The organism is Streptomyces sp. ME02-8801-2C (assembly GCF_033793965.1).
Classification (GTDB): domain Bacteria; phylum Actinomycetota; class Actinomycetes; order Streptomycetales; family Streptomycetaceae; genus Streptomyces.
On the sequence record NZ_JARAXP010000014.1, the window covers coordinates 69,378 to 94,799 of the forward strand.

The 25,422-nt window shown below is 71.3% G+C and carries 28 protein-coding genes; 17 read left to right on the plus strand and 11 right to left on the minus strand.

What is annotated here, in order from left to right; translation table 11 throughout:
* Window positions 1-5 precede the first annotated feature (5 nt).
* From PV396_RS34640 to PV396_RS34650, 3 genes are all read left to right on the plus strand, one after another.
* Complete coding sequence (locus tag PV396_RS34640; RefSeq protein WP_319211685.1) at window positions 6-836, plus strand: alpha/beta hydrolase; 831 nt, start codon at window positions 6-8, stop codon at window positions 834-836.
* A gap of 9 nt (window positions 837-845) precedes the next feature.
* On the plus strand, window positions 846-1,643 hold the full coding sequence (locus PV396_RS34645) for an alpha/beta hydrolase (protein WP_319211479.1): 798 nt from the start codon (window positions 846-848) through the stop codon (window positions 1,641-1,643).
* A gap of 68 nt (window positions 1,644-1,711) precedes the next feature.
* Complete coding sequence (locus PV396_RS34650) at window positions 1,712-2,503, plus strand: MBL fold metallo-hydrolase (protein ID WP_319211480.1); 792 nt, start codon at window positions 1,712-1,714, stop codon at window positions 2,501-2,503.
* 49 nt (window positions 2,504-2,552) lie between these two features.
* On the opposite strand, the gene PV396_RS34655 is transcribed toward PV396_RS34650, so the two are convergent.
* Window positions 2,553-3,107, minus strand: a complete 555-nt coding sequence (locus tag PV396_RS34655) for a flavoprotein (RefSeq protein WP_319211481.1) — start codon at window positions 3,105-3,107, stop codon at window positions 2,553-2,555.
* 157 nt (window positions 3,108-3,264) lie between these two features.
* On the opposite strand from PV396_RS34655, the gene PV396_RS34660 reads away from it, so the two are divergent.
* Together PV396_RS34660 and PV396_RS34665 are read left to right on the plus strand one after the other, a co-directional pair.
* Complete coding sequence (locus tag PV396_RS34660; protein ID WP_319211482.1) at window positions 3,265-3,897, plus strand: LysE/ArgO family amino acid transporter; 633 nt, start codon at window positions 3,265-3,267, stop codon at window positions 3,895-3,897.
* Between the two features lie 82 nt (window positions 3,898-3,979).
* The gene (locus PV396_RS34665) at window positions 3,980-4,429 is read left to right on the plus strand and encodes a nitroreductase family deazaflavin-dependent oxidoreductase (protein ID WP_319211483.1); all 450 of its coding nucleotides are present in this window, start codon (window positions 3,980-3,982) and stop codon (window positions 4,427-4,429) included.
* Between the two features lie 68 nt (window positions 4,430-4,497).
* On the opposite strand, the gene PV396_RS34670 is transcribed toward PV396_RS34665, so the two are convergent.
* From PV396_RS34670 to PV396_RS34680, 3 genes are all read right to left on the minus strand, one after another.
* Entirely contained in the window at window positions 4,498-5,514 is a 1,017-nt protein-coding gene (locus tag PV396_RS34670; protein ID WP_319211485.1) for a cation diffusion facilitator family transporter, read from the minus strand.
* A complete protein-coding gene (locus tag PV396_RS34675; RefSeq protein WP_319211487.1) occupies window positions 5,511-5,903 on the minus strand; it encodes a VOC family protein in 393 nt (130 codons plus the stop codon). The genes PV396_RS34670 and PV396_RS34675 overlap by 4 nt, the downstream gene beginning before the upstream one ends.
* A gap of 76 nt (window positions 5,904-5,979) precedes the next feature.
* Window positions 5,980-6,708, minus strand: a complete 729-nt coding sequence (locus PV396_RS34680) for a helix-turn-helix domain-containing protein (RefSeq protein ID WP_319211489.1) — start codon at window positions 6,706-6,708, stop codon at window positions 5,980-5,982.
* Between the two features lie 171 nt (window positions 6,709-6,879).
* Here PV396_RS34680 and PV396_RS34685 point away from each other — a divergent pair, with 171 nt between their 5' ends.
* Together PV396_RS34685 and PV396_RS34690 are read left to right on the plus strand one after the other, a co-directional pair.
* Entirely contained in the window at window positions 6,880-8,406 is a 1,527-nt protein-coding gene (locus PV396_RS34685; RefSeq protein WP_319211491.1) for an APC family permease, read from the plus strand.
* Window positions 8,407-8,450: 44 nt separating this feature from the next.
* Window positions 8,451-10,082 carry an amidohydrolase gene (locus PV396_RS34690; RefSeq protein ID WP_319211493.1) on the plus strand — a complete coding sequence of 544 codons (1,632 nt, stop codon included), beginning with the start codon at window positions 8,451-8,453 and terminating at the stop codon, window positions 10,080-10,082.
* Between the two features lie 64 nt (window positions 10,083-10,146).
* On the opposite strand, the gene PV396_RS34695 is transcribed toward PV396_RS34690, so the two are convergent.
* Window positions 10,147-10,638 (minus strand): GNAT family N-acetyltransferase, encoded by a 492-nt coding sequence (locus PV396_RS34695; RefSeq protein WP_319211495.1) that lies wholly within the window; start codon window positions 10,636-10,638, stop codon window positions 10,147-10,149.
* 135 nt (window positions 10,639-10,773) lie between these two features.
* Between PV396_RS34695 and PV396_RS34700 the strand changes: the two genes are divergently transcribed.
* Together PV396_RS34700 and PV396_RS34705 are read left to right on the plus strand one after the other, a co-directional pair.
* On the plus strand, window positions 10,774-11,136 hold the full coding sequence (locus tag PV396_RS34700; RefSeq protein ID WP_319211497.1) for a DUF1304 domain-containing protein: 363 nt from the start codon (window positions 10,774-10,776) through the stop codon (window positions 11,134-11,136).
* Window positions 11,133-11,696 carry a TetR/AcrR family transcriptional regulator gene (locus PV396_RS34705; RefSeq protein WP_319211499.1) on the plus strand — a complete coding sequence of 188 codons (564 nt, stop codon included), beginning with the start codon at window positions 11,133-11,135 and terminating at the stop codon, window positions 11,694-11,696. The genes PV396_RS34700 and PV396_RS34705 overlap by 4 nt, the downstream gene beginning before the upstream one ends.
* Window positions 11,697-11,794: 98 nt before the next feature.
* On the opposite strand, the gene PV396_RS34710 is transcribed toward PV396_RS34705, so the two are convergent.
* Entirely contained in the window at window positions 11,795-12,922 is a 1,128-nt protein-coding gene (locus PV396_RS34710) for an NAD(P)-dependent alcohol dehydrogenase (protein WP_319211501.1), read from the minus strand.
* Window positions 12,923-13,027: 105 nt separating this feature from the next.
* Entirely contained in the window at window positions 13,028-14,482 is a 1,455-nt protein-coding gene (locus PV396_RS34715) for an aldehyde dehydrogenase family protein (protein ID WP_319211503.1), read from the minus strand.
* A gap of 103 nt (window positions 14,483-14,585) precedes the next feature.
* Here PV396_RS34715 and PV396_RS34720 point away from each other — a divergent pair, with 103 nt between their 5' ends.
* The 4 genes from PV396_RS34720 to PV396_RS34735 all read left to right on the plus strand — a co-directional run bounded on the left by PV396_RS34720 (window position 14,586) and on the right by PV396_RS34735 (window position 17,282).
* Complete coding sequence (locus PV396_RS34720; protein ID WP_319211505.1) at window positions 14,586-15,014, plus strand: MarR family winged helix-turn-helix transcriptional regulator; 429 nt, start codon at window positions 14,586-14,588, stop codon at window positions 15,012-15,014.
* A gap of 209 nt (window positions 15,015-15,223) precedes the next feature.
* A complete protein-coding gene (locus PV396_RS34725) occupies window positions 15,224-15,604 on the plus strand; it encodes an anti-sigma factor antagonist (RefSeq protein ID WP_319211507.1) in 381 nt (126 codons plus the stop codon).
* 138 nt (window positions 15,605-15,742) lie between these two features.
* Window positions 15,743-16,402 carry a DUF4230 domain-containing protein gene (locus tag PV396_RS34730; protein WP_319211508.1) on the plus strand — a complete coding sequence of 220 codons (660 nt, stop codon included), beginning with the start codon at window positions 15,743-15,745 and terminating at the stop codon, window positions 16,400-16,402.
* Between the two features lie 463 nt (window positions 16,403-16,865).
* Complete coding sequence (locus PV396_RS34735) at window positions 16,866-17,282, plus strand: VanZ family protein (protein WP_416071531.1); 417 nt, start codon at window positions 16,866-16,868, stop codon at window positions 17,280-17,282.
* On the opposite strand, the gene PV396_RS34740 is transcribed toward PV396_RS34735, so the two are convergent.
* Window positions 17,266-17,499 carry a hypothetical protein gene (locus PV396_RS34740; RefSeq protein WP_319211510.1) on the minus strand — a complete coding sequence of 78 codons (234 nt, stop codon included), beginning with the start codon at window positions 17,497-17,499 and terminating at the stop codon, window positions 17,266-17,268. The two genes, PV396_RS34735 and PV396_RS34740, sit on opposite strands and share 17 nt — an antisense overlap.
* Before the next feature lie 124 nt (window positions 17,500-17,623).
* Here PV396_RS34740 and PV396_RS34745 point away from each other — a divergent pair, with 124 nt between their 5' ends.
* Window positions 17,624-18,742 (plus strand): PHP domain-containing protein, encoded by a 1,119-nt coding sequence (locus tag PV396_RS34745; protein WP_416071529.1) that lies wholly within the window; start codon window positions 17,624-17,626, stop codon window positions 18,740-18,742.
* 50 nt (window positions 18,743-18,792) lie between these two features.
* Here PV396_RS34745 and PV396_RS34750 read toward each other — a convergent pair whose 3' ends face one another.
* Both PV396_RS34750 and PV396_RS34755 read right to left on the minus strand, forming a co-directional pair.
* Window positions 18,793-19,755, minus strand: coding sequence for an aminoglycoside phosphotransferase family protein (locus tag PV396_RS34750; RefSeq protein ID WP_319211512.1), 963 nt, complete (start codon window positions 19,753-19,755; stop codon window positions 18,793-18,795).
* 83 nt (window positions 19,756-19,838) lie between these two features.
* The gene (locus PV396_RS34755; RefSeq protein ID WP_319211514.1) at window positions 19,839-20,720 is read right to left on the minus strand and encodes a DUF3626 domain-containing protein; all 882 of its coding nucleotides are present in this window, start codon (window positions 20,718-20,720) and stop codon (window positions 19,839-19,841) included.
* Between the two features lie 150 nt (window positions 20,721-20,870).
* Here PV396_RS34755 and PV396_RS34760 point away from each other — a divergent pair, with 150 nt between their 5' ends.
* From PV396_RS34760 to PV396_RS34770, 3 genes are all read left to right on the plus strand, one after another.
* Window positions 20,871-22,145, plus strand: a complete 1,275-nt coding sequence (locus PV396_RS34760; RefSeq protein ID WP_319211516.1) for an FUSC family protein — start codon at window positions 20,871-20,873, stop codon at window positions 22,143-22,145.
* A 66-nt stretch (window positions 22,146-22,211) separates the two neighbouring features.
* A complete protein-coding gene (locus PV396_RS34765) occupies window positions 22,212-23,246 on the plus strand; it encodes a hypothetical protein (RefSeq protein ID WP_319211518.1) in 1,035 nt (344 codons plus the stop codon).
* Between the two features lie 146 nt (window positions 23,247-23,392).
* The gene (locus tag PV396_RS34770; RefSeq protein WP_319211520.1) at window positions 23,393-24,580 is read left to right on the plus strand and encodes a lactonase family protein; all 1,188 of its coding nucleotides are present in this window, start codon (window positions 23,393-23,395) and stop codon (window positions 24,578-24,580) included.
* Here the strand turns inward: PV396_RS34770 and PV396_RS34775 are convergent.
* Window positions 24,548-25,273, minus strand: coding sequence for a DUF2470 domain-containing protein (locus tag PV396_RS34775; RefSeq protein ID WP_319211522.1), 726 nt, complete (start codon window positions 25,271-25,273; stop codon window positions 24,548-24,550). The genes PV396_RS34770 and PV396_RS34775 overlap by 33 nt on opposite strands.
* Window positions 25,274-25,422: the final 149 nt, after the last annotated feature.

Sequence of the window (25,422 nt, forward strand, 5' to 3'; positions counted from 1 at the left end):
TGAGCATGCGACTCCACCGCACCCTGGGCACGGTCCTCGCGAGCTGTGCCCTGGTCGCCGGTCTGACCGGCGCCGTCGCACACTCCTCCTCCCCCGCGGCCTCCTCCGCGCAGAAGCCCGGGCCCAAGCCGACGGTCGTGCTCGTCCACGGCGTGTTCGCCGACTCGTCCGGCTGGAACTCCACGATCAAGTCGCTCCAGGACCTGGGCTATCCGGTGATCGCCCCGGCCAACCCGCTGCGCGACCTCGCGGCCGACTCCGCGTACGTCTCCAGTGTCCTCAAGACGATTCCCGGCCCGGTGATCCTGGTCGGCCACTCCTACGGCGGCGAGGTCGTCACCAACGCCGCCCGAGGCAACGCCAACGTCAAGGCCCTGGTGTACGTCGCCGCGTTCGCGCCCGACCAGGGCGAGACGGCGTTGGGCCTGGCCGAGAAGTTCACCGGCAGCAAGCTGCCGGAATCGCTCCTGGTCCGGACGTATCCGCAACCGGGAGCCCCCGACGGCCACGACGGCTACATCGACCCGGCCAAGTTCCACGACGTCTTCGCCCAGGACCTGCCGAGGAACACCACACGGGTCATGGCCGCGGCCCAACGCCCGGGCAGCCTCGAAGGGTTGGGCAACGGCAGCGGCGTACCGGCCTGGAAGACCCTGCCGTCCTGGTACGTCATCCCGACCGCCGACCGCGTCATCCCGCCGGCGGTGCAGCGCTTCATGGCCGAGCGGGCGGGCAGCAAGGTCGTCGAGGTCAAGGGCGCCTCGCACGTCGTGATGATGTCCCGCACCGACAGCGTCGTCCGCCAGATCCAGGCCGCCCACCGCGCCACCCGCTGAGGAGCACCGATGAGCACTCCCGACACCGTCGTCCTGATCCACGGCTTCTGGGTCACGCCCCGCAGCTGGGAGCAGTGGATCGACCACTACGAGAAGCGCGGCTACCGGGTCCTCGCGCCCGCGTACCCCGGCTTCGAGGTGGAGGTCGAGGCGCTGAACGCGGACCCGACACCGGTCGAGCAGGTGACCGTCCCGCAGATCGTCGAGAAGCTGGAGGGCGTCATCCGCTCGCTGGACAAGCCGCCGATCCTCATCGGCCACTCCGCGGGCGGTGTCTTCGTGCAACTGCTGCTCGACCGGGGCCTGGGCGCGGTGGGCGTGGCGCTCAACTCCGCGCCGACGGAGGGGGTGGCGGTGCTGCCGCTGTCCCAGATCAAGGCGGCCTTCCCGGTTCTGAAGAACCCGGCCAACCGGCACCGGGCGGTCGGCCTGAACTTCGAGCAGTGGCACTACGCGTTCACCAACACGTTCCCCGAGGAGGAGTCCCGGCGACTGTACGAGCGGTACGCGGTCCCGGCGTCCGGCAGCATCTTCTTCGACAGCGCCCTGGCGACGCTGCGCCCCGGCCACCAGAGCACGTACGTGGACTATCACAACGACGAGCGGGCGCCGCTGCTGTTCGTGGCGGGTGAACAGGACCATCTGATGCCGCCCAAGGTGCAGCAGTCCAACGCGAAGCACTACAAGTCGAAGACGGTCACGGAGATCAGGGAGTACGCGGGCCGGCCGCACCTGCTTCCCGCCGCCCCCGGCTGGGAGGGGATCGCGGACGACGTGCTGGAGTGGGCGGTCCGGCACGCGCGGTAGACCGCCAAGAGCCCGGGGCGGCCGTGCACCGGCCGCTCCGGGCATCCGGAACCCGGAGGGAACCCCTGATGACCGAGGCCCGTGTCACCCACATCGGCGGCCCGACCACGCTGATCGAGGCCGGCGGTTGGCGGCTGCTGACGGACCCGACGTTCGACCCGCCCGGCCGCCGCTACTCCTTCGGCTGGGGCACCTCTTCGGTGAAGACCTCGGGACCGGCCCTGCCGACCGCCGAACTCCCTTCACTGGACGCCGTGTTGCTGACCCACGACCACCACGGCGACAATCTCGACCCGGCCGGCCGGGCCCTGCTGCCGGGGGCGGGCGTCGTCCTGACGACACCGTCCGGGGCGCGCAGGGTGGGCGGCAACGCACACGGTCTGGCCCCCTGGACGACGTACCGTCTGACGGCCGCGGGCCGCCCCACGATCGAGGTCACGGCCACGCCCGCCCGGCACGGTCCGCCGCTCTCCCGCCCCGTCGTCGGTGAGGTGACGGGCTTCGCGCTGCGCTGGGAGGGGCAGCGGCACGGCGCCCTGTGGATCTCCGGGGACACCGTCCTCTACGGCGGGGTACGGGAGGTCGCCCACCGGCTGGCCGTCGGCACGGCGCTCCTCCACCTGGGCGGTGTCCGCTTCCCGCTGACCGGCCCCCTGCGCTACTCGATGACGGCCGCCCAGGCGGTGTCCCTGTGCGGCGAGTTGAGACCCCGGACCGCGCTGCCCGTCCACTACGAGGGCTGGCGGCACTTCCAGGAGGGGCGGGAGGCGATCGAGGCGGAACTGGCGAAGGCGCCCGAGGACGTCCGGGAGCGGTTCCGCTGGCTGCCGATGGGCGCCCCGCTGGACCTCACCATGTGACCGATCACCTCCTGACGCGTCACCTCCTGACGCGTCACCGGTGTCACGATCACCGTGCGGCAAGCAGCTCGAGCCCGCGCTCCCACCCGAACTCCGGTCGCCCGCCGCCCTCTTGAACGTCCGAGGCGTACGGGTCCGCGAACCGCACGCCCATCCCGCGCAGCCGTTCCAGACTGGCCCGGTACGCGGGATGGGCGGCCAACGCGTCGCCCACGCAGGGCAGTACGGCGATCGGCACCCCGAGTCCGTACACCTCGCACAGCGTGCCCAGGGCGAGGGTGTCGGCGATGCCGGCCGCCCACTTGTTGAGGGTGTTGAAGGTGGCGGGCGCGACGAGCACGGCGTCGGGCGCGGGAAAGGGGCGCGGATCACCGGGTTTGCGCCACGCGGAGCGGATCGGGCGTCCGGTCTGTGTCTCGACAGCCGCCGGGTCGAAGAACCCCATGGCGAGCGGCGTCGCGACGACCCCGACCTCCCAGTCCCGTTCCTGCGCGGCGGTGATCAGCTTGCTGACGTCGGAGGCGATCCCGGCAGCGCAGACGATGACGTAGAGGAAGGGCTTGGGGGCCGGGGCCTCGGGGGTCTGTGCGGTCGTCTCGGTCATCCGGAAACCCTAAATGAGTTGTGGGTGGGCGATCCCTCCTCCAGGATCACGCCATGCCCACGATCGAAGCCTTCCTGTCGCTGTCCCTCGTCGCCGCTCGTCCGGTGCGGGTCCAGCAGCAGCCCGGCCGCCCCCGGAGGCCCGTGCTTCCCCGGTCATGACGGCCGCGCTCGTCGCGGGGCTTCTCGCGGGGTACGGCATCGCCGTTCCCGTCGGAGCCGTCACGACCTATCTCGTCTCCCTCACCGCACGTACGTCGCTGCGGACCGGTGTCTGCGCTGCGCTCGGTATCGCCACCGCCGACGGTCTCTACGCCCTGCTGGCCACGCTCGGCGGTACCGCCCTGGCCGGTGCCCTGCAGCCGGTGCTGGTGCCGTTGCGCTGGGCCTCCGCCCTGGTGCTGGCGGTCCTCGCGGTCCGGGGCGGGGCCGGCGCCCTGCGGCAGTACCGCGCGGGCGCACTCGCCACCCGCGCCGACGCCATGCCACCGACCCCGCTGCGGGCGTTCCTCATGCTGGTCGGCATCACCCTGCTCAACCCCACCACGGTGATCTACTTCGCCGCGCTGGTCCTGGGCAGCCGGGCCTCGGACGCCGTATCCCACTGGGAACAAGGGGTGTTCGTCCTCGCGGCCTTTCTCGCCTCGGCCAGCTGGCAACTGCTGATCGCCTCGGGGGGCGCACTGCTCGGCCGCGCGTTGACGGGCCGGCGCGGGCGGCTGGTGACGGCGCTCGTGTCCAGCGCGGTGATCATGGCGCTGGCGGTGCGGATGGTGCTGTCACCGGCGTGACGACCCCGGATGAATCCGCTCCGTCCCGGTGTTGCACCCTCGTAGCAACGGTCACACGCGACGAGACGATGGGACGAACTCCATGCCTCTTGAGGGCGAATACGAAGCCAGTCCGACCCAATGGGTGCGTGAGCAGGTCGAGTTGTACGAACGCTCGGGTGGCACCGAGGGCACGACCCTGCTCGACACCGGCCTGCCGGTGGTCCTGCTCACCACGCGGGGTGCCCGCAGCGGCAAGATCCGCAGGACCCCGCTGATGCGGGTGGAGCACGACGGGCTGTACGCGGTGGTCGCCTCGTTGGGCGGCGCTCCCAAGCACCCGGTCTGGTACTACAACGTCCTCGCCGATCCGCACGTGGACATCCAGGACGGACCCGTGCGCCAGGACATGGTCGCCCGTGAGGTGACCGGCGAGGAGAAGTCCGTGTGGTGGGAGCGGGCGGTCGAGGCGTTCCCCCAGTACGCCGAGTACCAGAAGAAGACCGACCGCGAGATACCCGTGTTCGTCCTCGAACCGCCCGCCGGGAACTGATCCGGGCCGCAGGAGAACAAATTTCGGTGCCCGGAGGAATGAACTCCCCGCCTCCGGGCACCTGAGCCTCAGGCCCCGCCGCGCTCCCCCGTCGCGGCGGGGCTCCGCGCTGCCTCCTTCGCGTCGGCGTCGGTCACGTCGAGGAAGATCTCGCCGACCTCGGGGACGGTCTGGACGACCGAGCGCTTGATGCGTACGGCGACCTCCTCGACCCGCTCGCTGTCGAGACCGGGCACGAGGTCGATCCGGGCGGCCACCAGTGTGGAGTCGAGCCCCATCTTCATCGTGAACAGCGCCTCCACGCTGTCGATCTCGGGCTGAGCCGCCAGCAGGGCGCGGACGTCGCGGCTCACCTCCGGGTCGGCGGCCTCGCCGATGAGCTGGTCACGCGCGTCCCGGCCCAGCCAGACGGCGACGCAGACGAGCAGTACCCCGATCGCGAGGGACGCGGACGCCTCCCACACGACCTGCCCGGTGACCATGTGAAGGGCCATGCCCGCGAGGGCGAGGGTCACACCGAGCACGGCGGTGCCGTCCTCGGCGATCACCGTACGCAGGGCGGGATCGCGCAGAGCGCTTCTGGCGCCCGCCGTGCCCTTCCCGGCCATCTCCCCGCGTGCCTGGTGCACGGCCCGGAGCAGCGAGACACCCTCCGCGAGCAGCGCGACGCCGAGCACGACGAGGCCCGCCACGTAGCCGCCGAAGGACTCCTGGGTGTCGCTCATGAACGCCTCGACGCCCTGGAAGAACGAGAAGCAGCCGCCCATGACGAAGATGCCGACGGCCGCGAGCAGCGACCAGAAGAACCGTTCCTTGCCGTAGCCGAAGGGATGCCGCCGGTCGGCGGGGCGGCGGCTGCGGCGCAGGGCGGCGAGCAGGAAGACCTCATTGAGGCTGTCGGCCACGGAGTGCGCGGCCTCGGACAGCAGCGCGGGCGACCCGGTGACGAGTCCGCCGACCGCCTTGGCGACGGCGATCAGCAGATTGGCGCCCAGCGCCACCAGCACGGTCACCCGTGTCCGCCGGTCCGACGACGACGTACCGCCCGTCTGCCTGCTGTCGCCGCCGGTCCCGTTGGCCGTCAATGCTGCTTGGGGGCCGTCGGCACGACCCGCAGGAGGGTGAAGGAGTGGCCGGCCGGGTCGGCGTATCCCCGCTCCTCGTACGGTCCGCCGGCGTCCTTGGTGTCCAGCGGGCGCCCGCCGAGTCCGATCACCCGGCGTTCCACCTCGTCGAGGTCCTCCACCCGGAAGTCGAGGTGGACCTGGAGGGAGTTCTCGGGGCGCGGCCAGCTCGGCGGGGTGGCGTTGACGTCACGGCGGAAGGCCATCCGGGTTCCGTCGGCGCCCCTGATCTCGATGCGGTTGGCGGTCGCGTGGGTCTCCTCGGCCGCCAGCAGTTCCTTGTAGAAGGCGGCGAGCTTCTCGGGTTCGGCGCAGTCCAGCACCACGACGCCTGCTGTCACCAAGGTCATGCTTCCTCCGTACGGACATCGGGGGCGGTCCTCGTCGCCGCGGCCCTCCCGATTGCGGGTACCCCGCCCGCCGGAATCACACAGGCGCCGCGTCGGCGCGCCCGGTGAGCTGCGCGAGGCGGGCCGCCGCCGCTGTGAGGAAGAGGTCGAGGGCCGCCGGGTAGGAGCTGTGCCGCATGTCCGTCACGAGGTGGCGGGCGGTCGCGTTGATGTGCGGGTGGGTGTCGGCGGGCAGTTGGGCGTAGGTCGCCCGCCATACGGCTGTCTCCGCCTCGCGGGCCGCCCTGGGCAGCGCCACGGTCGCCGAGTCGAGGGCTCCGAAGGCGAGCGCCTGGTCGACGAAGGCGTGGTAGATCCGCACCGCCTCGGCGTCCGGGAACCCGGCGCCGCGCAGCACCCCCAGGACGGTCTCCACCGCCTGAATCTCGTGCGCCCGTCCGGTCACCCGGTACGAGCTGAGTACCGCCGCGTGCGGCTGGGCGAGGGCTCCGGAGTGCATGCGCAGACCGAGGTCCCGCAGGTCGGCGCACCAGTCGCCGCTGGGCCGCCAGCCGCGCAGCGTACGGCCGATCAGCTCGTCCGCGATGGCGAGCAGCAGGTCGTCGGTGTCCCGGAAGTAGCGGTACAGGGCGCTCGGGTCGGCGCCGAGGGCACGGCCGAGGCGGCGCACGGAGAGGGCTTCGGCGCCGTGTTCCGCGAGCAGCCTCATCGCCGTCTCGACGATCAGTTCCTCGGACAGGACGACGCCCTGTTTGGTGGGGCGCCTGCGCCGCCGGGCGGCGGGCGGCACGACACGTTCACTCACGGGCTTCCTCCTGCGCGGTCGGTTCGGTCGCCGCTGTCCTGTCGGTGGCCGCTGTCCTGTCGGTGGCCGCGGGCACCTTATGACAACACCGTTGACCTGTTAAGGCCACAGGCAGTTTCATGTGCGTTCACCGGGGTCGACCGAGGCCCCCAGGTGTGAGCGGAGACCGCCATGACCGAGCCCCAGCCCTACGGAGCCGCCCCTCCCACGCCCACCACGCCGACCGCGCTGCGCAAGTCGCTCGGCATGCTGGACGGCGTCGCCATCGCCGCGTCCAGCACGGCGGCGACCACCAGCATCGGCATCGGTCTCGGCGTCACGGCCGGGGTGGTCGGCCTGCATCTGCCCGCCATCATGCTGCTGGCGTTCCTGCCGATCCTGGGCATCGCGGGCGCCTACTCCCGGCTGAACAGGGTGGAGCCCAACGCCGGCAACGGCTATGTATGGGTGGGTCGTTCGCTCAGCCCCTGGCTCGGCTTCATGGTCGGCTGGGTGAACATCGTGGCCTCGGTGGTGTTCCTCGCGTACACCACGGCGGTCACCGGCTCGGCGGTGCTCCAACTGACGGGCGACGCGGGCCTGCACCGGGTGGCGGGGCTGACCCTGGACCCGGGGTCCACCGCGCAGACGACCGGGGTGGGCATCCTGGTCCTGGTCGCCGTCACCCTGACCGCGGTCTCCGGCATCAGGACGGCCGCCCGGCTCCAGGGCGCACTGCTGGTCTTCGAGTACGTCGTCCTGCTGGGCTTCTGCGGATACGGCATCGTCGTCGGCCCGCACCCGTTCAGCCTGAGCTGGTTCGACCCCTTCCAGATCCCCTCGGCGTCGGCGCTCGCGCAGGGCATGCTGCTGTCGGTGTTCTGCTACTGGGGCTTCGAGGCCGCGTTCAGTGTGAACGAGGAGGTGAAGGACCCGAGGGAGGCCTCACGGGCCGGGATCACCACTCTGGTGACGATGCTGGGGCTGTTCCTGCTCGGCTCGATCGCCTTCCAACGGGTGCTGTCGGAAGGCGAGTTGGCGGGGCACGGCGCCGAGGGGCTGGCGTTCTTCGGCAACCGGCTCGCCGACCAGCCGCTGGCCGCGCTGCCGCTGGTCGCGCTGATGTTCTCGGCGGTGGCCTCGCTGCAGGCCGGGGTGATCCCGACGGCCCGCTCGATGTTCGCAATGAGCCGCGACCGTACGCTCGGCCCGGCCTGGTCGCGGGTCAGCCCCAAGTACGGCACCCCGGCGGCCGGCACGATGATGATCGGCGCGCTGGCTGCGGGCGTCGCCGCGCTCGCCCTGGTCATCCCGCGCCTCGCCGACATGATCCTGGCTGCGGTCAACGCGATCGGCATGGTCGTCGCCCTGTCGTACGCGCTCACCGCACTCGCCGCCGCCGCACGGTTCCGGGGTCTGCTGCGCGAGAACTGGCGGGACGGGATACGCGCGGTGGTGCTGCCCGCGCTGAGCGCCGCCACGCTGCTCGGGCTCGGCGGCTATCTCGGCTGGTCCTTCTACACCTCCGCCGACCACCTCGAACTCAGCCCGGACAACGGCTGGTTCCTCCTTCTCGTGCCGTCGATGATGGTCGCCTCGGGTTTCCTGGCCGCCGCCTGGGCCAAGTGGGGACGCAGGTCCCCGTACTTCCACACGGGCCACGGCACCGACGCCGACGCGCCCCAACTCCTCTCCGTACAGCAGCCGTCGGTGCCATAGCCCCCGCTCCCCGCCCTCCCCCCACACCAGCAAGGAAACGGAACATGCACGCTGACCTCCTCTTCACCGGCGGACCCGTCTTCGCCCCCGGGAGCCCCACGGCCGTCGCGGTCACCGGCGGCCGGATCACCGCCGTGGGCCGGGCCGAGGTGCACGATCTGGTCGGGCCGGGGACCGAGGTCGTCGATCTCGCCGGACGGCTGCTCCTGCCCGGCTTCCAGGACGCCCACGTCCATCCACTGCCGGCCGGTCTCGAGCTGACCCAGTGCGATCTGACCGGCCTGAAGACCGCCGAGGACACGGTGGCCGCCATCCGCGCGTACGCCCTCGCACACCCCGAACGGGAGTGGATCACGGGCGGCGGCTGGTCCATGGAGGCCTTCGAAGGGGGCACCCCCACCCGGGAGTTGCTGGACGCGGTGGTCCCCGACCGGCCGGTGTACCTGCCCAACCGGGACCATCACGGGGCCTGGGTCAACACCCGCGCCCTGGAACTCGCGGGCGTCACCCGGGACACCCCGGACCCGGTGGACGGCCGCTTCGAACGGGATGCCTCGGGCGAGCCGACCGGCATGCTCCAGGAAGGGGCCATGGAGTACGTGGGCCGGCTGACCCCGCCGGTCACGGCGGCGGAACGGCTGGGGGCCCTGCTGTCCGCGCAGCGCCGGCTGCACTCGCTCGGCGTCACCGCCTGGCAGGACGCGCTGGTCGGCTCGTTCCTCGGGATGGAGGACCCCTCCGAGACGTACCTCGCCGCCGCCCGGGACGGTTCGCTGACCGCGCGGGTGGTCGGCGCACTGTGGTGGGACCGGGATCGCGGGGCCGAGCAGATTGCCGAACTCGTCGAGCGGCGGGCCGCGTTGAGCCGGGGCAGGTTCCGGGCGGGCAGCGTGAAGCTGATGCTGGACGGGGTCGCCGAGACGGGTACGGCCGCGCTGCTCGACCCGTACCTCGACAAGTGCGGCTGCGTCACGGCCAATCGCGGCACGAGCTTCCTGGACCCGGCCGAACTGCCCAAATACGTCACGCAGTTGGACGCACTCGGCTTCCAGTGCCACTTCCACGCCCTGGGCGACCGGGCCGTACGCGACGCCCTGGACGCCGTCGAGGCGGCGCGCGACGCCAACGGACCGAGCGACACCCGGCCCCACCTGGCCCACCTGCAGGTGGTGCACCCGGACGACGTGCCCCGTTTCGCGCGGCTCGGCGCGGTCGCGAACATCCAGGCGCTGTGGGCCATGCACGAACCCCAGATGGACGACCTGACGATCCCCTTCCTCGGCCCCGAACGGGCCGCGTGGCAGTACCCGTTCGGCGCGCTGCTGCGCTCCGGGGCCACCCTGGCGGCGGGCAGCGACTGGCCGGTCAGCAGCCCCGACCCGCTCCAGGCGATCCATGTCGCCGTCAACCGCTCGGCCCCCGGCTCCGCCTTTCCGCGCGTGTTCCTCCCCACCGAACGCATCGGCCTGACGGACGCGCTCACCGCGTACACCGCGGGTTCCGCGTACGCCAACCACCTGGACGACACGGGCAGCGTGCGCGCCGGGGCGCTGGCCGACCTGACGATCCTGGACCGCGATCCGTACGCGGGGCCGCCGGAGGCGATCGGGGAGACGAAGGTGGCGCTCACCTATGTGGGGGGCGAGAGGGTGTATGCGGCCGAGTCGGAGGCCTGACGGCTGACGGGTGACTCCGGCTTCCTGGCTGTGGCCCCTGTTCCGACTCTGGCTCTGGCTCTGGCTACAGCCCCAGGCGGAGTGTCACCGTCTGCGGTGCGAAGCCGGCACGCTCGTAGAAACGTATCGCGTCCGAGTTGACCGCGTACGCGCTCACCTCTGCGTGCACGGCGCCCCGCTCGGCCGCCCACCGTACGAAGGCCTCCACCAGACGCGCCCCGGCTCCCGAACTCCGGTGCGCGGGACGGACGTAGACACTGAGCAGGGTGGCGGCCCGCACCGGCCGCATGGCCGTCGGCTCGGCGAGCGAGCCCGTCAGATGTCCGACCACCGCACCCGCGCACTCGACCGCCAGCACCAGGCGCGCGGGGTCCGCCAGCGCCACCGAGAACGACTCGGCGGCGTGCTCGCGCGGCCAGTCCGCGTCGACGCTCGGATCACGGGTGCCGGCGTCCTCGGCGAAGAGGCCGGTGCTGGAGGCGACGAGTCCCGGGAGATCGTCGGTACGGGCGGGGCGGACGGTGATCGTCGGGTCCTGAGCAGCGTGGTCGGTCACGTCACGGACGCTATCGGCAGGGTCTGACAACGCGGGCGACTTGTTGGACATCCGTCCATGTATGCTGGACGCCTGTCCATCATGGACATCTGTCCAAGAAGAAGCTTCAGAAGCCTGACGTGGGAGTTGCTGAGCATGGAGACGGTCGCGAACGTGCTGGTCGGCCTGGTGGCCGCGCTGCACCTGTACATCCTCGTGATGGAGATGTTCCTGTGGCAGCGCGCGCAGGGGCGCAAGTTCCACGGCTTCGACCCGGAGATGGCCCGGGCGACCGCCGCGATGGCCGCCAACCAGGGGCTCTACAACGGGTTTCTCGCGGCAGGCCTGGTCTGGGGACTGATCGCCGCCGACCCGACCGGGTTCCGCGCCCAGGTCTTCTTCCTCTCCTGTGTGATCGTGGCGGGCGTCTACGGCGCCGCGACCGCGAACCGGCGCATCCTCATCGCCCAGGCGCTGCCCGGCGCCATCGCCCTCGCCGCCGTCCTCGTCGCGCGGTGACGCGCGGCGCGCCCGAGGACCCGCGGGCCGCCCGTACCCGGGCGAAACTCCGTGCGGCCCTCCTCGCGGAGTGCGCCGAACACCCGCTGGCGGAGATCGGCGTCGCCGCGCTGGTGCGCCGGGCGGGGGTCGGACGGGCCACCTTCTACGTCCACTACCCCGACCTGGAGGCGCTGGCCGTCGACGCCTGCGCCGATGTCGTACGGGAGGCCGTGGACGCCCTGCACGCGTGGCGCGGCCGGCCCGATCCGATGATCGCGCCGACCGCGCTCGTGGAGTTCTTCGCGGAACTCACCCCGCACACCGCGTTGTACCGGACTCTGCTGAGCCCCGGGGGCGGGGGGCCGCTGGGGCAGGTTCTGCACCGGGATCTGCGTGCGCGGAGCCTCGCGGAGCGGGAGCTCGCCGGGGCGGGGGATGCTCCGCTGGTTGCCTCGGCGGTTGCGGCCACCTTTGCCGGGGTCCTGGCGGACTGGCTGCACGGGAGGATCGAGGCGACCTCGGAGGAGATCGCCCATCAGGTGTGGCAGTTGCTGGTGGCTCTGCATCGGAGCAGGTGAGGGGTTTTCGTTTCGCCCCCGCCGCCCCTACCCGTCCCATCCCGTTCCTGGGGGCTGCGCCCCCAGACCCCCCTTTCGGCCCTGAACGGGCCTCGTCCTCAAACGCCGGACGGGCTGGGGGTGAAGGTCAGTACCGGCTTGATTGTTTTGCCCGCTCCCATGTCCCTCACCGCCTGGGCGATGTCCTCGAACGGGTAGGTGCTGATCAGGCGGTGCAGGGGAAGGCGGCCCGTCTTCACCAGGTCCACCAGGGCCGGGATGAAGGTCTGTGTCTCGGCGTCGCCCAGGGTGAGGCCCACCACCCGCTTGCCGCCGAGCATCCCGTTGACGTCCAGGGCGACCTCGGTGCCGAACGGCGGGGCGCCGACCACGACGAGGGTGCCTCGCAGGGCGAGCGCGTCGACGCCCTGGCGCAGGACGTTGACGTTGCCGGTGGTCTCCACGATTCCGTCGACGCCCTGTCCGTCGGTGATCTTCGCGACGGCCTCGCCGAGGTCGGCCTCGCCCGCGTTGATGGTGTGGGTGGCGCCCAACTCCTTTGCCAGCGAGAGGCGTTCACCGACCCTGTCCACCGCGATGATCGTGGTCGCCGGGGTGAGCGCGGCCGCCATGACCGCCGAGAGCCCCACGGCTCCGGCGCCGAGTACGAGCACCGTGCTGCCGGTGACCGGCTTCAGCACGTTCCAGACGGCGCCGACGCCCGTCTGGACTCCGCAGCCCAGCGGGGCGATCGACTCCAGCGGTACATCCGGGTCGACCTTGACCAGGCTCCGCTGGTCGACCAACGCCCGCTCCGCGAACGAGGACTGGCCGAAGAAGTGGCCGCCCAGTTCCGCGCCGTCACGGCTGATGGTGGCGGTGCCGTCGGCCCGCCGGCCGCCGAGGAGGTTCAGCGGCAGCCAGGCCGCGCAGTACGCGGGGTGCCCGTCACGGCAGTTGCGGCAGCTCCCGCAGGAGGTGAAGGACAGGACGACATGGTCGCCGGGCTTGATGCCGGTGACGGCGGAGCCGACCGCCTCGACGACGCCCGCGCCCTCGTGCCCCAGAACTCCCGGGAGGGGGAAGGGCAGTCCGCCGCTCGCCACCCCGAGGTCCGTGTGGCACAGGCCCGTCGCGACCAGACGTACGAGCGCCTCGGTGGGTGCGGGCTCCGCCAGTTCGACGTCGGAGAGGGTGAAGGGCGCACCGCCGGACTCGACGACCGCGGCGCGGGTGGTGATGGACATCGTTAACTCCCTTTACGGGCTGACACAGTTGACGAGTTGACCAGGTGTTGAACTGCTGACCTGCTGAGTTGCTGGGGTGTTGGGGTGATCGGTCGACGAGCGCTTTCAGTCGAGCGACACGACCACGGACTTGACCTTGGTGTACGCGGCGAGCGCCTCGGGGCCGTACTCGCGGCCGAAGCCGGAGTCCTTCACGCCGCCGAAGGGGATCGCGGGGTCGAGCATCGCCCAGTCGTTGATCCAGACGATGCCCGCCTGGAGCCGGTTCGCGACCCGGTGGGCGCGGGCCAGGTTGGTGGTCTGGATGCCCGAAGCCAGGCCGTACGGCGTGGAGTTGGCGAGCTGGACCGCCTCGTCCTCGGAGTCGAAGGGCTGGACGGTGAGGACCGGGCCGAAGATCTCCTCCTGGACGACCCGGGAGTCGTTGGTCAGGTCGGCGATCACTGTCGGCTTGTAGTAGTAGCCGCCGTCCAGGTCGAGCCGCTCACCGCCGCAGACGATCCGTGCGCCCTCCTTGCGGGCGAGCGCCACGTACTCCTCGACCTTGCGCAGGTGCTTCTCCGCCGCCATCGGTCCGACCACGGTCTCGGGCTGCCGCGGGTCGCCGACCGGCACCCCGGGCACGGCCTCCGCGAGGATGCCGAGCATGGTCTCGTACACCGGGCGCGCGACCAGCAGTCGCGGGCCGCCCATGCAGAACTGGCCGGTGTTGAAGACGAAGGCCTTGATGACCGCGCCGACCGCCTTCTCCACGTCGGCGTCGTCGAAGACGATGTGCGCCGCGTTGCCGCCCAGCTCCATGGTGACCGGCTTGAGGGCCTCGCCCGCGGCGCTCGCCACATGGCGGCCGATGGCGGTGGAGCCGGTGAAGGCGATCTTGTCGACCCCGGGGTGGCGCAGCAGCGCCTCACCGGCGACCGGACCGGTGCCGGTGACGATGTTGACGACGCCGTCCGGTACCCCCGCCTCCTGGAACAGCTTGGCCATGTAGAGGGCGCTGAGCGGGGTCTCGTCGGCGGGCTTGTGCACCACCGTGTTGCCGGCGGCCAGCGCCGGGCCCAGCTTCGTGCCGGCCAGGATCAGCGGGAAGTTGAAGGGCGTGATCGCGCCGACGACGCCGACGGCCTCGCGCCTGGTGTAGGCGAGCGCGTTGTGGGCCGTCTCGCGGGTCGCGCCGTCCAGAGAGAAGGCGAGGGCGGCGAAGTACTCGTAGTCGTTGGCCGCGTTGGTCACGTCGACGGCGTGGCACAGGCTGATCGGCTTGCCCACGTCGAGGCTCTCCAGCCCCGCGATCTCATCCGCGTTCTCCCGGATCAGCTGGGCGACCCGGTTCAGGATCCGGCCGCGCTCGCGTCCGCTCATCGCGGCCCACGGGCCGCTCTCGAAGGCCTCCCGCGCGGCCCGCACGGCCGCGTCCACGTCGGCGGCGGACGCCTCCGCGACGGTCGTGACGACCGTCCCCCGGGACGGGTCGACCACCTCGGTACGTGCTCCGTCCGCGGCCTCGCGCCACTGTCCTGCGATGAACAGTCGCCCGGGTTCGATCTCGAAGGTGGTCATCACCACTCCTCAGCCTCATTGCCAAGACATAAATCAACAGGATTCCTGTTGGTCCGCAGTCTGATTACAGACAGGTTTCCTGTCAATGCTCTAGTCTGAATCCATGGTCAGCACCAAGGCACCCCCCTCACTGCTCTACATGGTCAAGCAGGTGGAGCTCGTAGTGCGCTCCCATCTGGACGATCTGGTCAGACCGGCTGGAATCACCGCACTCCAGTACACCTCGCTCACCGTACTGGAGCGACACGACGGCCTCTCGGCGGCCCAACTGGCCCGCGACTCGTTCGTCACCGCCCAGTCCATCGCCGACCTCGTCCGGTCCCTCGAGACCCGCGGACTGGTGCGCCGGGAGCGCAATCCGCGCAATCGCCGAGAGCTGCTGATCCTGCTGACCGACGACGGCCGCGAGCTGCTCGAGCGCTTCGTCGAGCCCGTGCGGGAGCTGGAGGAGCGGATGATCCGCGACCTCACGTCACACCAGGCCGAGCAGCTGCGCCAGTCGCTGTCGAAGGCCTGGCACGCCCTGTCGTAGGCCCGCCGCGCAGGGGGCCGGCAGAGGAGGGGGCAGAGCAGAGACAGACGAGCGCGAAACAGGTGCGAGACACGTGTCGATTTCGAAGACATATGTCAATCGAACATGCTCAAATTCACTCCATCGAGGGTAACTTGCATGGCGGGGACCTCAGTTGCGCCCATCTGCGGGTCCCGCCACCACAGCAGCCGGATGGAGGCGATGTCGCCGTGCAGCAGGAATCCGCACCGCCCACCCGGCATCTGCGTGTCCACCAGGACCGCGGCCACACGGTGCTGGAGTTCCACGGTGAGATCGACATCGCCGCGGCCGTCGAGATCATCCCGCACCTGGACGCGGCCACCGGGAGCCCTGGCGCCCGGATCGTGGTCGACCTGACGAATGTCGAGTTCTTCGACTGCTCGGGACTGCGCCTGATCTACCGGGCCCGCCACCGGGTGCTCGCCCACGACGGCGACCTCCAGCTCGTCTGCACGCATCCACTCACCCTGCGTGTCCTCAAGGTCACCGGCCTGACCCGGCTGCTGCCGCCCCTGGCCTCGCTGGACGCGGCCCTCGGGCTGCCCGAGGCAGCCTCCGGCACCTTATGACTCCTCGGCCCAACGACTGAGGCGCACGACTGCTCGCGTCGACCCCCTCGGAATTGTTGCGATCCGTCAACAGGACGGTCTGGCACGGCATTTGGCGGGCATTCGACTCAGTACGTAGGAAGAAGGAGGTCCGTCGTCATGACGACGTCCATCAAGGCCGTGCGACGCATGCCTCTCTGGGCCAAGCTGCTCGGTGTCGTGGTGGTGATGTTCGCACTGCTGCTGGCCGGGCTCCGGCTGGCGGTGCTTCCGGTACTGGGGGACATCTTCGGTGAGGAGACGCACGACCGTTCAGGACCCGCGCTCCTCGAATCCATCCAGGACATGAGCCGTTACGACGCGGCGTCCGGCAACTTCCAGGTCGTCGTGGACCTGGAGAAGGACACCAAGTACCTGCCCGACGCGATCAAGGGCACCCGTGTGCTCTATGTGGGTGCCGGCACGGTCGACGCCTACGTCGATCTCGGCAAGGTCGCGAAGAGCGACGTGACCGTCAACGACGACCGCACCTCCGCGACGCTCCGGCTGCCGCACGCGGCACTCGGGAAGCCCGCGCTCGACCCCGACCGCTCCTATGCCGTCTCCAAGCAGCGCGGTCTCTTCGACCGGCTCACCGACATCTTCTCCGGCAACCCGAACGACGAGCAGGCCGTCCAGAAACTGGCGGCCCAGCACATCGGCGACGCGGCGAAGGAGAGCGAACTGACCGTGCGCGCCGAACAGAACACGACCGCCATGCTCAGGGGGCTGCTCGGCTCCCTCGGCTTCACTGACGTGAAGGTCACGTACGGGACCTGAGGGAGGCGGCCGGGTCCCGGGGAGGGGCCGAGACCCGGCCCCGGTGGAATTCCCGGTCCGATCGGGGGTAACTGCCCTTTCACGGGGTTCAGTTGAAGACCGGAGGATGTTGATGGCCCGATCAGCTCCGCGCTCCCTCTCCGCGCTGCGTCTGCGTCCCGCGAAGGCCGAGGGCAAGCCGCCGGAGAGCCCGTCGAAGTCCCCGTCGAAGCCCAAGCCGAAGCCGAGATCCAGGGCGAAACCCGCCTCGAAGTCCGCGACCAAGCCCGCGCCGAAGCCCGCTTCAAAACCCGCGCCCTCCACCAGGACACCGAAGACCCCGAGGACACCGAAGGCCCTGCGCGCCCTTACCGCCCGAAGGACTCCGAAGGCCTCGGCGCGGCCCCCCGAGGAGGCTCGCCCGAAGCGCCGTCCGTTCGCCTTTCTGGCGCGGGTGCTGACGGTCCTGTGCGCCTTCGTGTTCATGGTGGCTTTCGCCGTGATCCTGGCCCGGCTGACCCTGGAACCGTCCCCGGCGTCCGTGGCGCTCACCCACAACAACTTCCATCCGGGCCGTTCGCTGCGCGCCTATCTGGACCAGCCCGAAATGCGTGACGCCATCCGCCAGATCGGCGGAAACCTGCTGCTCGGCGTACCCTTCGGCACCCTGATGCCGGTCGTCGCACCCCGGACCCGGGGAGTGCTGCGGGTGCTGTTCCTGACCGCGACCGTCATGCTCATGGTCGAGGTGGCCCAGGGCGCGCTGATCACCGGGCGCGCCTTCGACATCGACGACGTCATCCTCAACACCACGGGTGCGCTGGTCGGTTACCTGCTCCTGGGCCGTCGACTCAGCCGCGCCGTGCACGCGCCCCGGCGACGGGCTACCTCGTCCAGGTGAGCTTGTCGCCGCCCACCCAGCGGACCATGTCCGGATCGTCCAGGTCATGGACCGTGATACCGGCCGCGGCGGCGACCGTCAGTACATCGGTGAGCGCCCGCGCCGCACCGACCACCTCACCGTCGATCTCCACGATCCGGAACGGCGGCATGCCCGGCTGCACCCCGAGCACCATGATCCGTGGATGGGAGATGTAGGGGCTCGCAATTTCGGTCATGCATCGAGCGTAGAGCGAATCCAGCCATCCTGTACCAGCCACGGACAGAGCAGGCACAGTCGCCTCCCTCTCCCCCGTGGTGCGGCCGGGCCGACCTCGCGCGACGCTGGAGGCGGAGGTGACGATGGCCATGGCGTTGGACCCCGTCGAGGCGCTGGACCGGATCGCCTTCCTGTTGGAGCGCTCACTGGCACCCACGTATCGCGTACGTGCGTTCCGTACCGCGATCGAGGTGCTGGCGGAGCTGTCCCCGGACGAGATCCGGCAGCGGGCCGAGGCGGGCACACTGGAGTCGCTCAAGGGCATCGGCCCGAAGACCGCGCAGGTCGTGCGGGAAGCGCTAGACGGGCGGGTGCCCGGTTACCTGGAGAAACTGGAGCGGGAGCAGGGAGTGACCCCGCCTGCGCGGGACGGGGACCGGCTGCGGGCGCTGCTGCGCGGGGACTGCCATCTGCACTCCGACTGGTCGGACGGCGGCAGCCCGGTCGAGGAGATGGGCCGTACCGCGGAGCAGCTCGGGCACGAGTGGGCCGTGCTCACCGATCACTCCCCGCGTCTCACCGTGGCGCACGGGCTGTCCGCCGAGCGGCTGCGCGAGCAGCTGGCGCTGGTCGAGGAACTCAACGCGACGTGGGCGCCGTTCCGGCTCCTCACCGGCATCGAGTGCGACATCCTCGACGACGGCTCGCTCGACCAGGACCCGGAGCTGCTGGATCTGCTGGACGTCGTGGTGGTGTCCGTGCACTCCAAGCTGCGTATGGACGAGCGCTCGATGACCCGCCGGATGGTGGCCGCCGTACGAAATCCGCACTCGGACGTGCTCGGGCACTGCACGGGGCGGCTGCTCGTCGGGGAGGAGCCCCGGGGTGGCGGTGGTGGGCGGGGCAAGCGGGGTGGTGGCCGTGCGCGGCCGGAGTCGGAGTTCGACGCGGACGCGGTGTTCGCGGCGTGCGCGGAGACGGGCACGGCCGTGGAGATCAACAGTCGTCCGGAGCGGCTCGACCCGCCGCGCCGGTTGCTGCGGCAGGCCTTGGCGGCGGGCGTGCTGTTCTCGATCGACACCGACGCGCACGCGCCCGGCCAGCTGGACTGGCAGATCCTGGGCTGTGCTCGCGCGGAGGAATGCGGCGTACCGCCCGAACGCGTGGTCACGACCTGGCCGGCGGACGACCTGCTGGCGTGGACGCGGGAGCGCCGGCTACCGCCGGGCCTCGGGACGCCTGTTGTTCCCGGTCGTCGGTGAGCAGGGCGCCGCGCACCGCCATCAGCGGCGCATCGTGGATCAGGGTGATCTCACTCAGGCGATCGGAGATCGCTCAACGCCCCCATCAGTGCGGGGCCCACCACCTCGCGTGCCCACCTCGTGCGTTCCTCGCCCATCGCTCGTGGCACCGTTTCGGTCAGCATGATCAGGTCCAGGTAGGCGCGGTACAGGGCGAGCCGCCGACAGGTCGGTTCGTCGAACTCGACGTGTCCGCCCGTTTCCCGGTAGCCGCGCAGGAACGCCTCGTCGTCCCTGATGTCCCGCAGCAGGGCCAGCGACACGAAGTCGGCCACCGGGTCACCCCAGAACATGCGTTCCCCGTCGATGAGGCCGCCGATCCGGGGTGCCCCGGTCGAGCGGTCCACCAGGATGTTCCCCTGCCAGAGGTCGAAGTGGACCAGGTGGGGAACGGTGACCTCGTCGAGGGTGTCGTACGCGGCCCGGGCGGTGCGGGCCACCTCGTCCACCGGGACCGGCAGCCAGGCCTCGTAGCGGACGGCGTCGTCGAGTACGGCGTCGAACATCGTCGAGAAGGCCGTACGCCAGTCGGGGGCGAGGGGGCCGAGGGCGCCGGAGGGGTAGCCGTAGGCGGAGCCGGTGACCTGGTGCAGACGGGCCACCAGGGTGCCCAACTCGTCCCTCAGGAGAGCCTGTTCGGCCCCTGTCGTGGAGTCGTCCCAGGGATCGCCCGGGCAGGCGGTCATCAGCAGATGGTCGTCCCCGATCGCGACGACACTCGGTGCGGGGACGCCGACCGTGCCGGCGGCCCGGTAGAACTCCGCCTCGGAGACGAGCAGTCGGGATTCGTGCCGCAGCCCCGGCACCGTGTCCGGCGGCGGGACCTTCAGGACGTAGCGGCTGCCGTCGGCCAGCCGGAGCTCCTCGACGGTGTTGTACGTCCCGCCGGTCAGCGGACGGCAGTCCACCAGGTGGTCCGGTGACAGCCCCGCCGCCCCGAGGACCTCCCTGGCCCGCTCCCACGCATCGGTCACCGTCCACGCCTCCCCGTTGCGACCCGCCGCACCCGAACCCGCGTACGGCCCGGAACAGGGTACGGAACGTCCGCCGACCGCGCTCAGGCGCCGTAGGACGAAGGTGCCGTCCCCGCGCCCTCCGGGGCGCCGAACCGGGCGAGGCAGTGCCAGACCAGCTTCAGGTCCTGGAGCTCATGGCGACCGGTGCGGGCCGCGTCGCCGATGACGCGTGGGTCGAGCCGGCCGTCCTCGGCGATCCGGGCGCCGAGTTCGACGGCGCCGGGACCCCGGTAGTCGGCGTGGCGGCGCAACTCCCGTACGGAGAGCCGGTATCCGGGGTGCCATTCGAGCGGTACGGGCAGGGCGCGGGCCGCCTCCTCCACCGGTGTGCCGCGATGGCTCGCGTCGAGGACCAGCGCCTCGACGTCCCGGGCCAGGGCGACGGGGCCGTGCACCTGGGCCTCGACGTAGTCGTTGAGCGCGTCCTGGGTGTCCGCCTCGGCGAGGGCTAGGAGGGACATGCCGGCGGCGACTCCGAAGTGGTCGGGTTCGGCCGCGCTGTCCGGGTAGCAGAAGGTGGCCCGGGCGAGGGTGGTGCCGCTCAGCCGGAAGTGCGCGGAGCCGAACCTCGGGGCGGCGCCCACGACTTGGCGCCGGAAGTTCAACGCGCCGTACACCGGGCGCAGTTGGGCGGGCGCGCTGTCGTACGCCCCGGCGAACATCCGGCTCTCCCAGCGCCAGCGGTCGCCGCCGGGACGGGCGGTGAGCCCGCCGTTGCTCGTGCCGGTGACGAACTGGGAGCGGTAGAAACCGTCCTGGGCGAGAGCCTCGAGCAGGGGCAGTTCGCGGGCCGTCCGGTCGGGGTGGAAGTTCACGGTCACCCGAAGGTCCCCGGGCACGGCCGGGCCGGCGGAGAGGGCGGCGACATGGCGCAGTGCCTTCGCGTGCACTGAATCGGATTCGGATGCGGATTCGACCACCATGCCTGTCAGGAGATCATCCGGCGGCCCCGAAGATCCACAGCTTTAGGACATCCCTGATCACGTGAGGAATACCTCGCTCCCCTTCGCACACACTTCCGGACTTCGGTGACTACGCTCGGTCCGTTTGTGGGAAAGGAGGTGTGTGCTCGTATGCGAGTGGCACTTGGTGAGTGGACGGCGTCCGCCGTCCGGTTCGTCGGAAAGCACCGCGAGCCCGTGGTCGTCCAGTCGCTGCGGTCGACGGCCGCCGCGACGATCGCGTACGTCGTCGCGCTGCGCGTCAGCCCCGAGGCCGCGCCGCTCACCGCACCGCTGACCGCGCTCCTGGTCGTCCAGGTCACCCTCTACGCCACGATCACCACCGGCATCCGCAGGGTGAACTCGGTGGTCGCCGGGGTCGTCATCGCGATCGGCTTCAGTGTGCTGGTGGGTCTGACGTGGTGGAGCCTGGGACTGATCATCCTGGCCTCGCTGGCCGTGGGACATCTGGTGCGGGTCAGCGAGTTCGTGCCCGAGGTGGCGATCAGCGCGATGCTGGTGCTGGGCGTCACCCGGGTCGGGGACACGGCGTGGGCGCGGGTGCTGGAGACGGTGATCGGCGCGGTCGTCGGGCTCGCCTTCAACCTGCTGTTCGCTCCCCCGGTGTGGGTGGACCAGGCCGGTGAGTCCATCGAGGGGCTGGCACGCCGGGTACGGCGGTTGATGCTGCGCATGGGCGAGGAGGCCGCCGGCCGTACTCCGGTGGACCACGCGACCGCCCGTCTGCACGAGGCCCGCCGGCTCGACCACGACATCGTCGAGGTGGACGCGGCCCTGAAGCAGGCGGAGGACAGTCTGCGGCTCAACCCGCGGGTCCGGGAGGGCCTGCTGCACCGGGTGGTGCTGCGCACCGGACTGGACACACTGGAGATCTGCACGGTCGTCCTGCGCGTGCTCGCCCGCAGCCTGACCGATCTGGCCAAGGAACGTGACCCCGAGCCGCTGTTCGCCCCGGAGACGGGCGCGACGCTGGAGCGGCTGCTGTCCGAGATCGGCGACGCCGTGGTCAGCTTCGCCGTCCTCGTCACCACCGACGTGAGCGTCAGCGCCGAGTCGGCGGAGACCCGGCTCGCCACCGAGCTCCGGGGCGCGACGGCCACCCGCGACAAGCTGGCCCGGCTGCTCCTGGCGGAGATCCAGCAGAACGCCGGGATCACCACCCAGTGGCAGCTGCACGGTGCCGTCCTGACCGAGGTCAACCGCATCCTCGACGAGCTGGACACCGAGCACCGCTCCCGGCGACTGCTGGAGGAGCTGGACCGCTGCACCCGGGAGGAAAGGGAGCGGATGCCCTGGGTGGCCCGGCTGCGGAAGTACGTCAACTACGTGAAGCGCGTGCGGGTGCCCGGCCGGAACCGCCGGGCGGTGTCACGTCGTTCTATGTGACGAACCATGTGGCGACGTCACATGAAGAGGGACGACTGGCACCGACTGGGATCGAGAGGGCTGCGCATGGGTGACTCCGAGGTGCGGATCGACGGGAACACACTGCGGCTGCCGGGCGGTGTGTCCGTACGGTTCATCCGCACCCTCCGGCTGCCGGAGACGGGCACGCATCCGCTGCCGCCGGGGCTCGGCGAGTTCCCGGTCCGGCGGGTCGCCGACTATCCCGACACCGTGCCCGAGGCCTGGCGGGCGCGCGGTGGGGTGATGCTGCCGGTGTATCTGCGCGAGGCGATGTGGCTGAGTTTCGGGGGCACGATCCAGCCCGCCGCGTTGCAGGTGGGCGTGGGCAAGGTGTGCGCGGTGTCGGGCAAGCCGTGGAGCGACCGGCTGTCGAGGAAGCCGCAGAACTATGTGGTGCTGCCCCGTCAGCCCTGGCTGGACGGCATCAACTCGGGCAAGGGCACTGTCCGCCAGTTCGTGGCGGTGCCGCTCGGGCTGGGCGCGACCGTGGAGGGCCAGGTCACGGGCGAGGAGGTGTGGGGCGGCGTGCAGCTCCAGTCGTTCCCGCTGACCGACGCGGAACTGGCGAAGTGGCGCGCGGAGGAGCAGCGCCGGGCCGAGCGGGCGCGTGCGGCGACGGCTTCGACAGGGGGCTACGGAGGGGCCGTGCCGATGGCGATGGCCGCACCGGCGGCACCCGCCGGCGGGGCGCCCGCGCAGCGGTCGGGGGCGGCCATGGGGCTGGGCGTCGGCGGTTCCATGCGCCAGGAGGTGTACCGGGACGACCGGCCGCTCACGGCATGGGCCGAGCGTCCCGCCGGACGGGTGTTCGTGCACCTCGTGACGCCGCCCGAGTGGCGTCGTATCACCGGCGAGGCCCCGCCCCCGTCGCCCGTGGACCGCGCGGCCTACACGCGGGCCGGCCTGCCCTGGTTCGACTACTTCGACCAGGACGCCGAGGACCTCGCCCCCACGGACTCCCTGACGGCCGTGAAGCCGGTCGGCGACTGGCTGGGCGACGACCTCGAGCCGTGGCAGGCGCCCCTGCCCGGCCAGGTGAAGCCGCTGACCGGGAAACCGGTGGAGGACGGGGACTGGTGAACCGCGTTCACGCGCATTGCAGCATGCGCAACACCCATTGCTCCTCTTGCACTTCACGGGTGATCCGGGTCAGAGTTGCTGTCACGGCTGATCACGGCTGATCACGGCTCGTCCGAGCCGACGCGACCGAGACCCGGGGTGCAGGTATGAGTGGCTGGAGCAGGCGCCGGTTCGTGGGTGCGGCGGCGGGCACCGCCGCGACGGCTTCGGTGCCGGTGAGAGCCATGGCGTCCACCCCGGTGAAGCCAGTCGCCGCACCGGAGTCACCCGCGCCCGCGACCCCTCGGCCTGCCGCGCCGCGCCCTCTCTTCCTCGGTACGTACACCTCCGTCGAGGGCGGCGGCACCGGCATCGGTCTCGCCGTCTACGACCCGGTCTCGGGCCGGGTCAGTGGCGCCGGCACCCTCACCGGTGTGGGCGACCCGTCCTTCCTCGCCGCACACCCTGACGGCCGCACCCTGTACGCGGTGAACGAGCGCCAGGACGGCGGCGTGACCGCGATCCGGCTCGGCGGCGAGGGCGAGCGGCACCGGGTGCTCGGCACCCGCGGGACCGGCGGGGCGGCGCCGTGTCATCTGTCGGTGCATCCCAGTGGACGCTGGCTGCTCAGCGCCAACTACGGCTCGGGCAGCGTGGCGGTGCACCCGATCGGCGCGTCGGGCGCGCTCGGCGAGCGCACCGATCTGGTCGCGCACTCCAGTCCCGCGCCGGGTCCGGGCCAACAGGGCCCGCACGCGCACCAGTTCGCCACCAGCCCGGACGGTGGTCATGTCCTCGCGGTCGATCTGGGCACGGACACGGTCTACACGTACCGCCTGGACACCGCACGCGGCACGCTCACCGAGGTGTCGCGTGCGCGCACCCGCCCGGGCGCGGGCCCACGCCATCTGACCTTCCACCCGGGCGGCCGGTACGCGTATCTCGCGAACGAGGTCGACAACACGGTGGCGGTCTGCGGCTACTCCCCCACCACCGGGCGCCTGACCGTGGGAGAGGCGCAGTCCACCGGGACAGGGGCGGGCACGAGTTATCCGGCCCAGTTCGCGGTGACCGGGGACGGGCGGTACGCGTATCTGGCGAACCGCGGCCACAACAGTGTGACGCGGTACGCGGTGGAGGCGGACGGCGCGCGTCTGCGGCTGATCGACACGGTGCCGGTCGCGGGTGACTTCCCGCGCCACATCGCCCTGGCGCCGGACGGGAACCTGCTGTTCGCGGCGAACCAGCGGTCGGGCACGGTCAGTGTGTTCCGTGTCGACCGCGTGAGCGGTCAACTGCGCCTCGCGGGCGAGCCGTTCGCGTCACCCGTGGCCGTCTGTGCGCTGCCGCTGTAGAGCGCGGGGGCAGGAGGCGGCGCTGGCCCGGGTGAGCAGGATGTGCATGCGCTCGGTGAGCTCGGCGACGGTGTCGGCGGGCCGATGGAACGCCAGCCGTACGTCGCCGTGGGCGCGGGCCCGCTCGATGCGCAGGGTGAGTCCGTGCCGGTCGACGGCGAGCGGCTGGACCCTGACCGCGCCGTACAGGCTGTCCGGCTCGACCAGGCGGGTGAGTCGCTCGACGGCGTCCGAGTGACAGTCGGCGAGGTGGGTCAGCAGTCCCGCCTCGGCCGTGGCCAGCGGGTCGGGCGCGGCGGCGGCGAAGTCGTCGAGGTCGACGACGACGGCACCGGAGGTCTGGCGCAGCACGATGCGCGTCGGGCGGAACGTGAGCCGCTCGCCCTCGACGGAGAACCAGCCGGCCATCCACAGCCGGGCGCGGATCCGGTTGCGCACGGGGACGGGCGAGACGTCGGCGAACTCCAGTACGGCCGACGGTTCGCCGCGCGGGGCGCAGACGGCGGCGGCGAGCAGCGTGCTGTCCGCCGATACGTCCAGGACCACCGTGCCGTCCTCGCCGACGGTGTGCGCGCCGACGAACTCCTCGCGCCCGCCGTCCGCGGTCACCGCGCAGGACCAGACCGCGGCGAGCACCGAGCGCGCGCGTTCCGCCGCGGCGGGCGCGGTCGTCCAGGTCGGACTGTCACCCATCCCAAACCTCCTTAGGTAAGCCTTGCCTAACCTATCGAAGATCCGGGCGTACGCCAACCACCTCCGCCCGAGTTTTCAGGGGCGCGGGGAACTGCGCGACAAACCACAACGAACCCGCACCCGACCACGAACCGCTGAAAACCCCTGCG

Coding starts and splice junctions, on each gene's coding strand:
- PV396_RS34640 (WP_319211685.1), top strand. CDS start 6: ATGCGACTCCACCGCACCCTGGGCACGGTCCTCGCGAGCTGTGCCCTG.
- PV396_RS34645 (WP_319211479.1), top strand. CDS start 846: ATGAGCACTCCCGACACCGTCGTCCTGATCCACGGCTTCTGGGTCACG.
- PV396_RS34650 (WP_319211480.1), top strand. CDS start 1,712: ATGACCGAGGCCCGTGTCACCCACATCGGCGGCCCGACCACGCTGATC.
- PV396_RS34655 (WP_319211481.1), bottom strand. CDS start 3,107: ATGACCGAGACGACCGCACAGACCCCCGAGGCCCCGGCCCCCAAGCCC.
- PV396_RS34660 (WP_319211482.1), top strand. CDS start 3,265: ATGACGGCCGCGCTCGTCGCGGGGCTTCTCGCGGGGTACGGCATCGCC.
- PV396_RS34665 (WP_319211483.1), top strand. CDS start 3,980: ATGCCTCTTGAGGGCGAATACGAAGCCAGTCCGACCCAATGGGTGCGT.
- PV396_RS34675 (WP_319211487.1), bottom strand. CDS start 5,903: ATGACCTTGGTGACAGCAGGCGTCGTGGTGCTGGACTGCGCCGAACCC.
- PV396_RS34685 (WP_319211491.1), top strand. CDS start 6,880: ATGACCGAGCCCCAGCCCTACGGAGCCGCCCCTCCCACGCCCACCACG.
- PV396_RS34690 (WP_319211493.1), top strand. CDS start 8,451: ATGCACGCTGACCTCCTCTTCACCGGCGGACCCGTCTTCGCCCCCGGG.
- PV396_RS34700 (WP_319211497.1), top strand. CDS start 10,774: ATGGAGACGGTCGCGAACGTGCTGGTCGGCCTGGTGGCCGCGCTGCAC.
- PV396_RS34710 (WP_319211501.1), bottom strand. CDS start 12,922: ATGTCCATCACCACCCGCGCCGCGGTCGTCGAGTCCGGCGGTGCGCCC.
- PV396_RS34715 (WP_319211503.1), bottom strand. CDS start 14,482: ATGACCACCTTCGAGATCGAACCCGGGCGACTGTTCATCGCAGGACAG.
- PV396_RS34720 (WP_319211505.1), top strand. CDS start 14,586: ATGGTCAGCACCAAGGCACCCCCCTCACTGCTCTACATGGTCAAGCAG.
- PV396_RS34730 (WP_319211508.1), top strand. CDS start 15,743: ATGACGACGTCCATCAAGGCCGTGCGACGCATGCCTCTCTGGGCCAAG.
- PV396_RS34735 (WP_416071531.1), top strand. CDS start 16,866: ATGGTGGCTTTCGCCGTGATCCTGGCCCGGCTGACCCTGGAACCGTCC.
- PV396_RS34740 (WP_319211510.1), bottom strand. CDS start 17,499: ATGACCGAAATTGCGAGCCCCTACATCTCCCATCCACGGATCATGGTG.
- PV396_RS34745 (WP_416071529.1), top strand. CDS start 17,624: ATGGCCATGGCGTTGGACCCCGTCGAGGCGCTGGACCGGATCGCCTTC.
- PV396_RS34755 (WP_319211514.1), bottom strand. CDS start 20,720: ATGGTGGTCGAATCCGCATCCGAATCCGATTCAGTGCACGCGAAGGCA.
- PV396_RS34760 (WP_319211516.1), top strand. CDS start 20,871: ATGCGAGTGGCACTTGGTGAGTGGACGGCGTCCGCCGTCCGGTTCGTC.
- PV396_RS34765 (WP_319211518.1), top strand. CDS start 22,212: ATGGGTGACTCCGAGGTGCGGATCGACGGGAACACACTGCGGCTGCCG.
- PV396_RS34770 (WP_319211520.1), top strand. CDS start 23,393: ATGAGTGGCTGGAGCAGGCGCCGGTTCGTGGGTGCGGCGGCGGGCACC.
- PV396_RS34775 (WP_319211522.1), bottom strand. CDS start 25,273: ATGGGTGACAGTCCGACCTGGACGACCGCGCCCGCCGCGGCGGAACGC.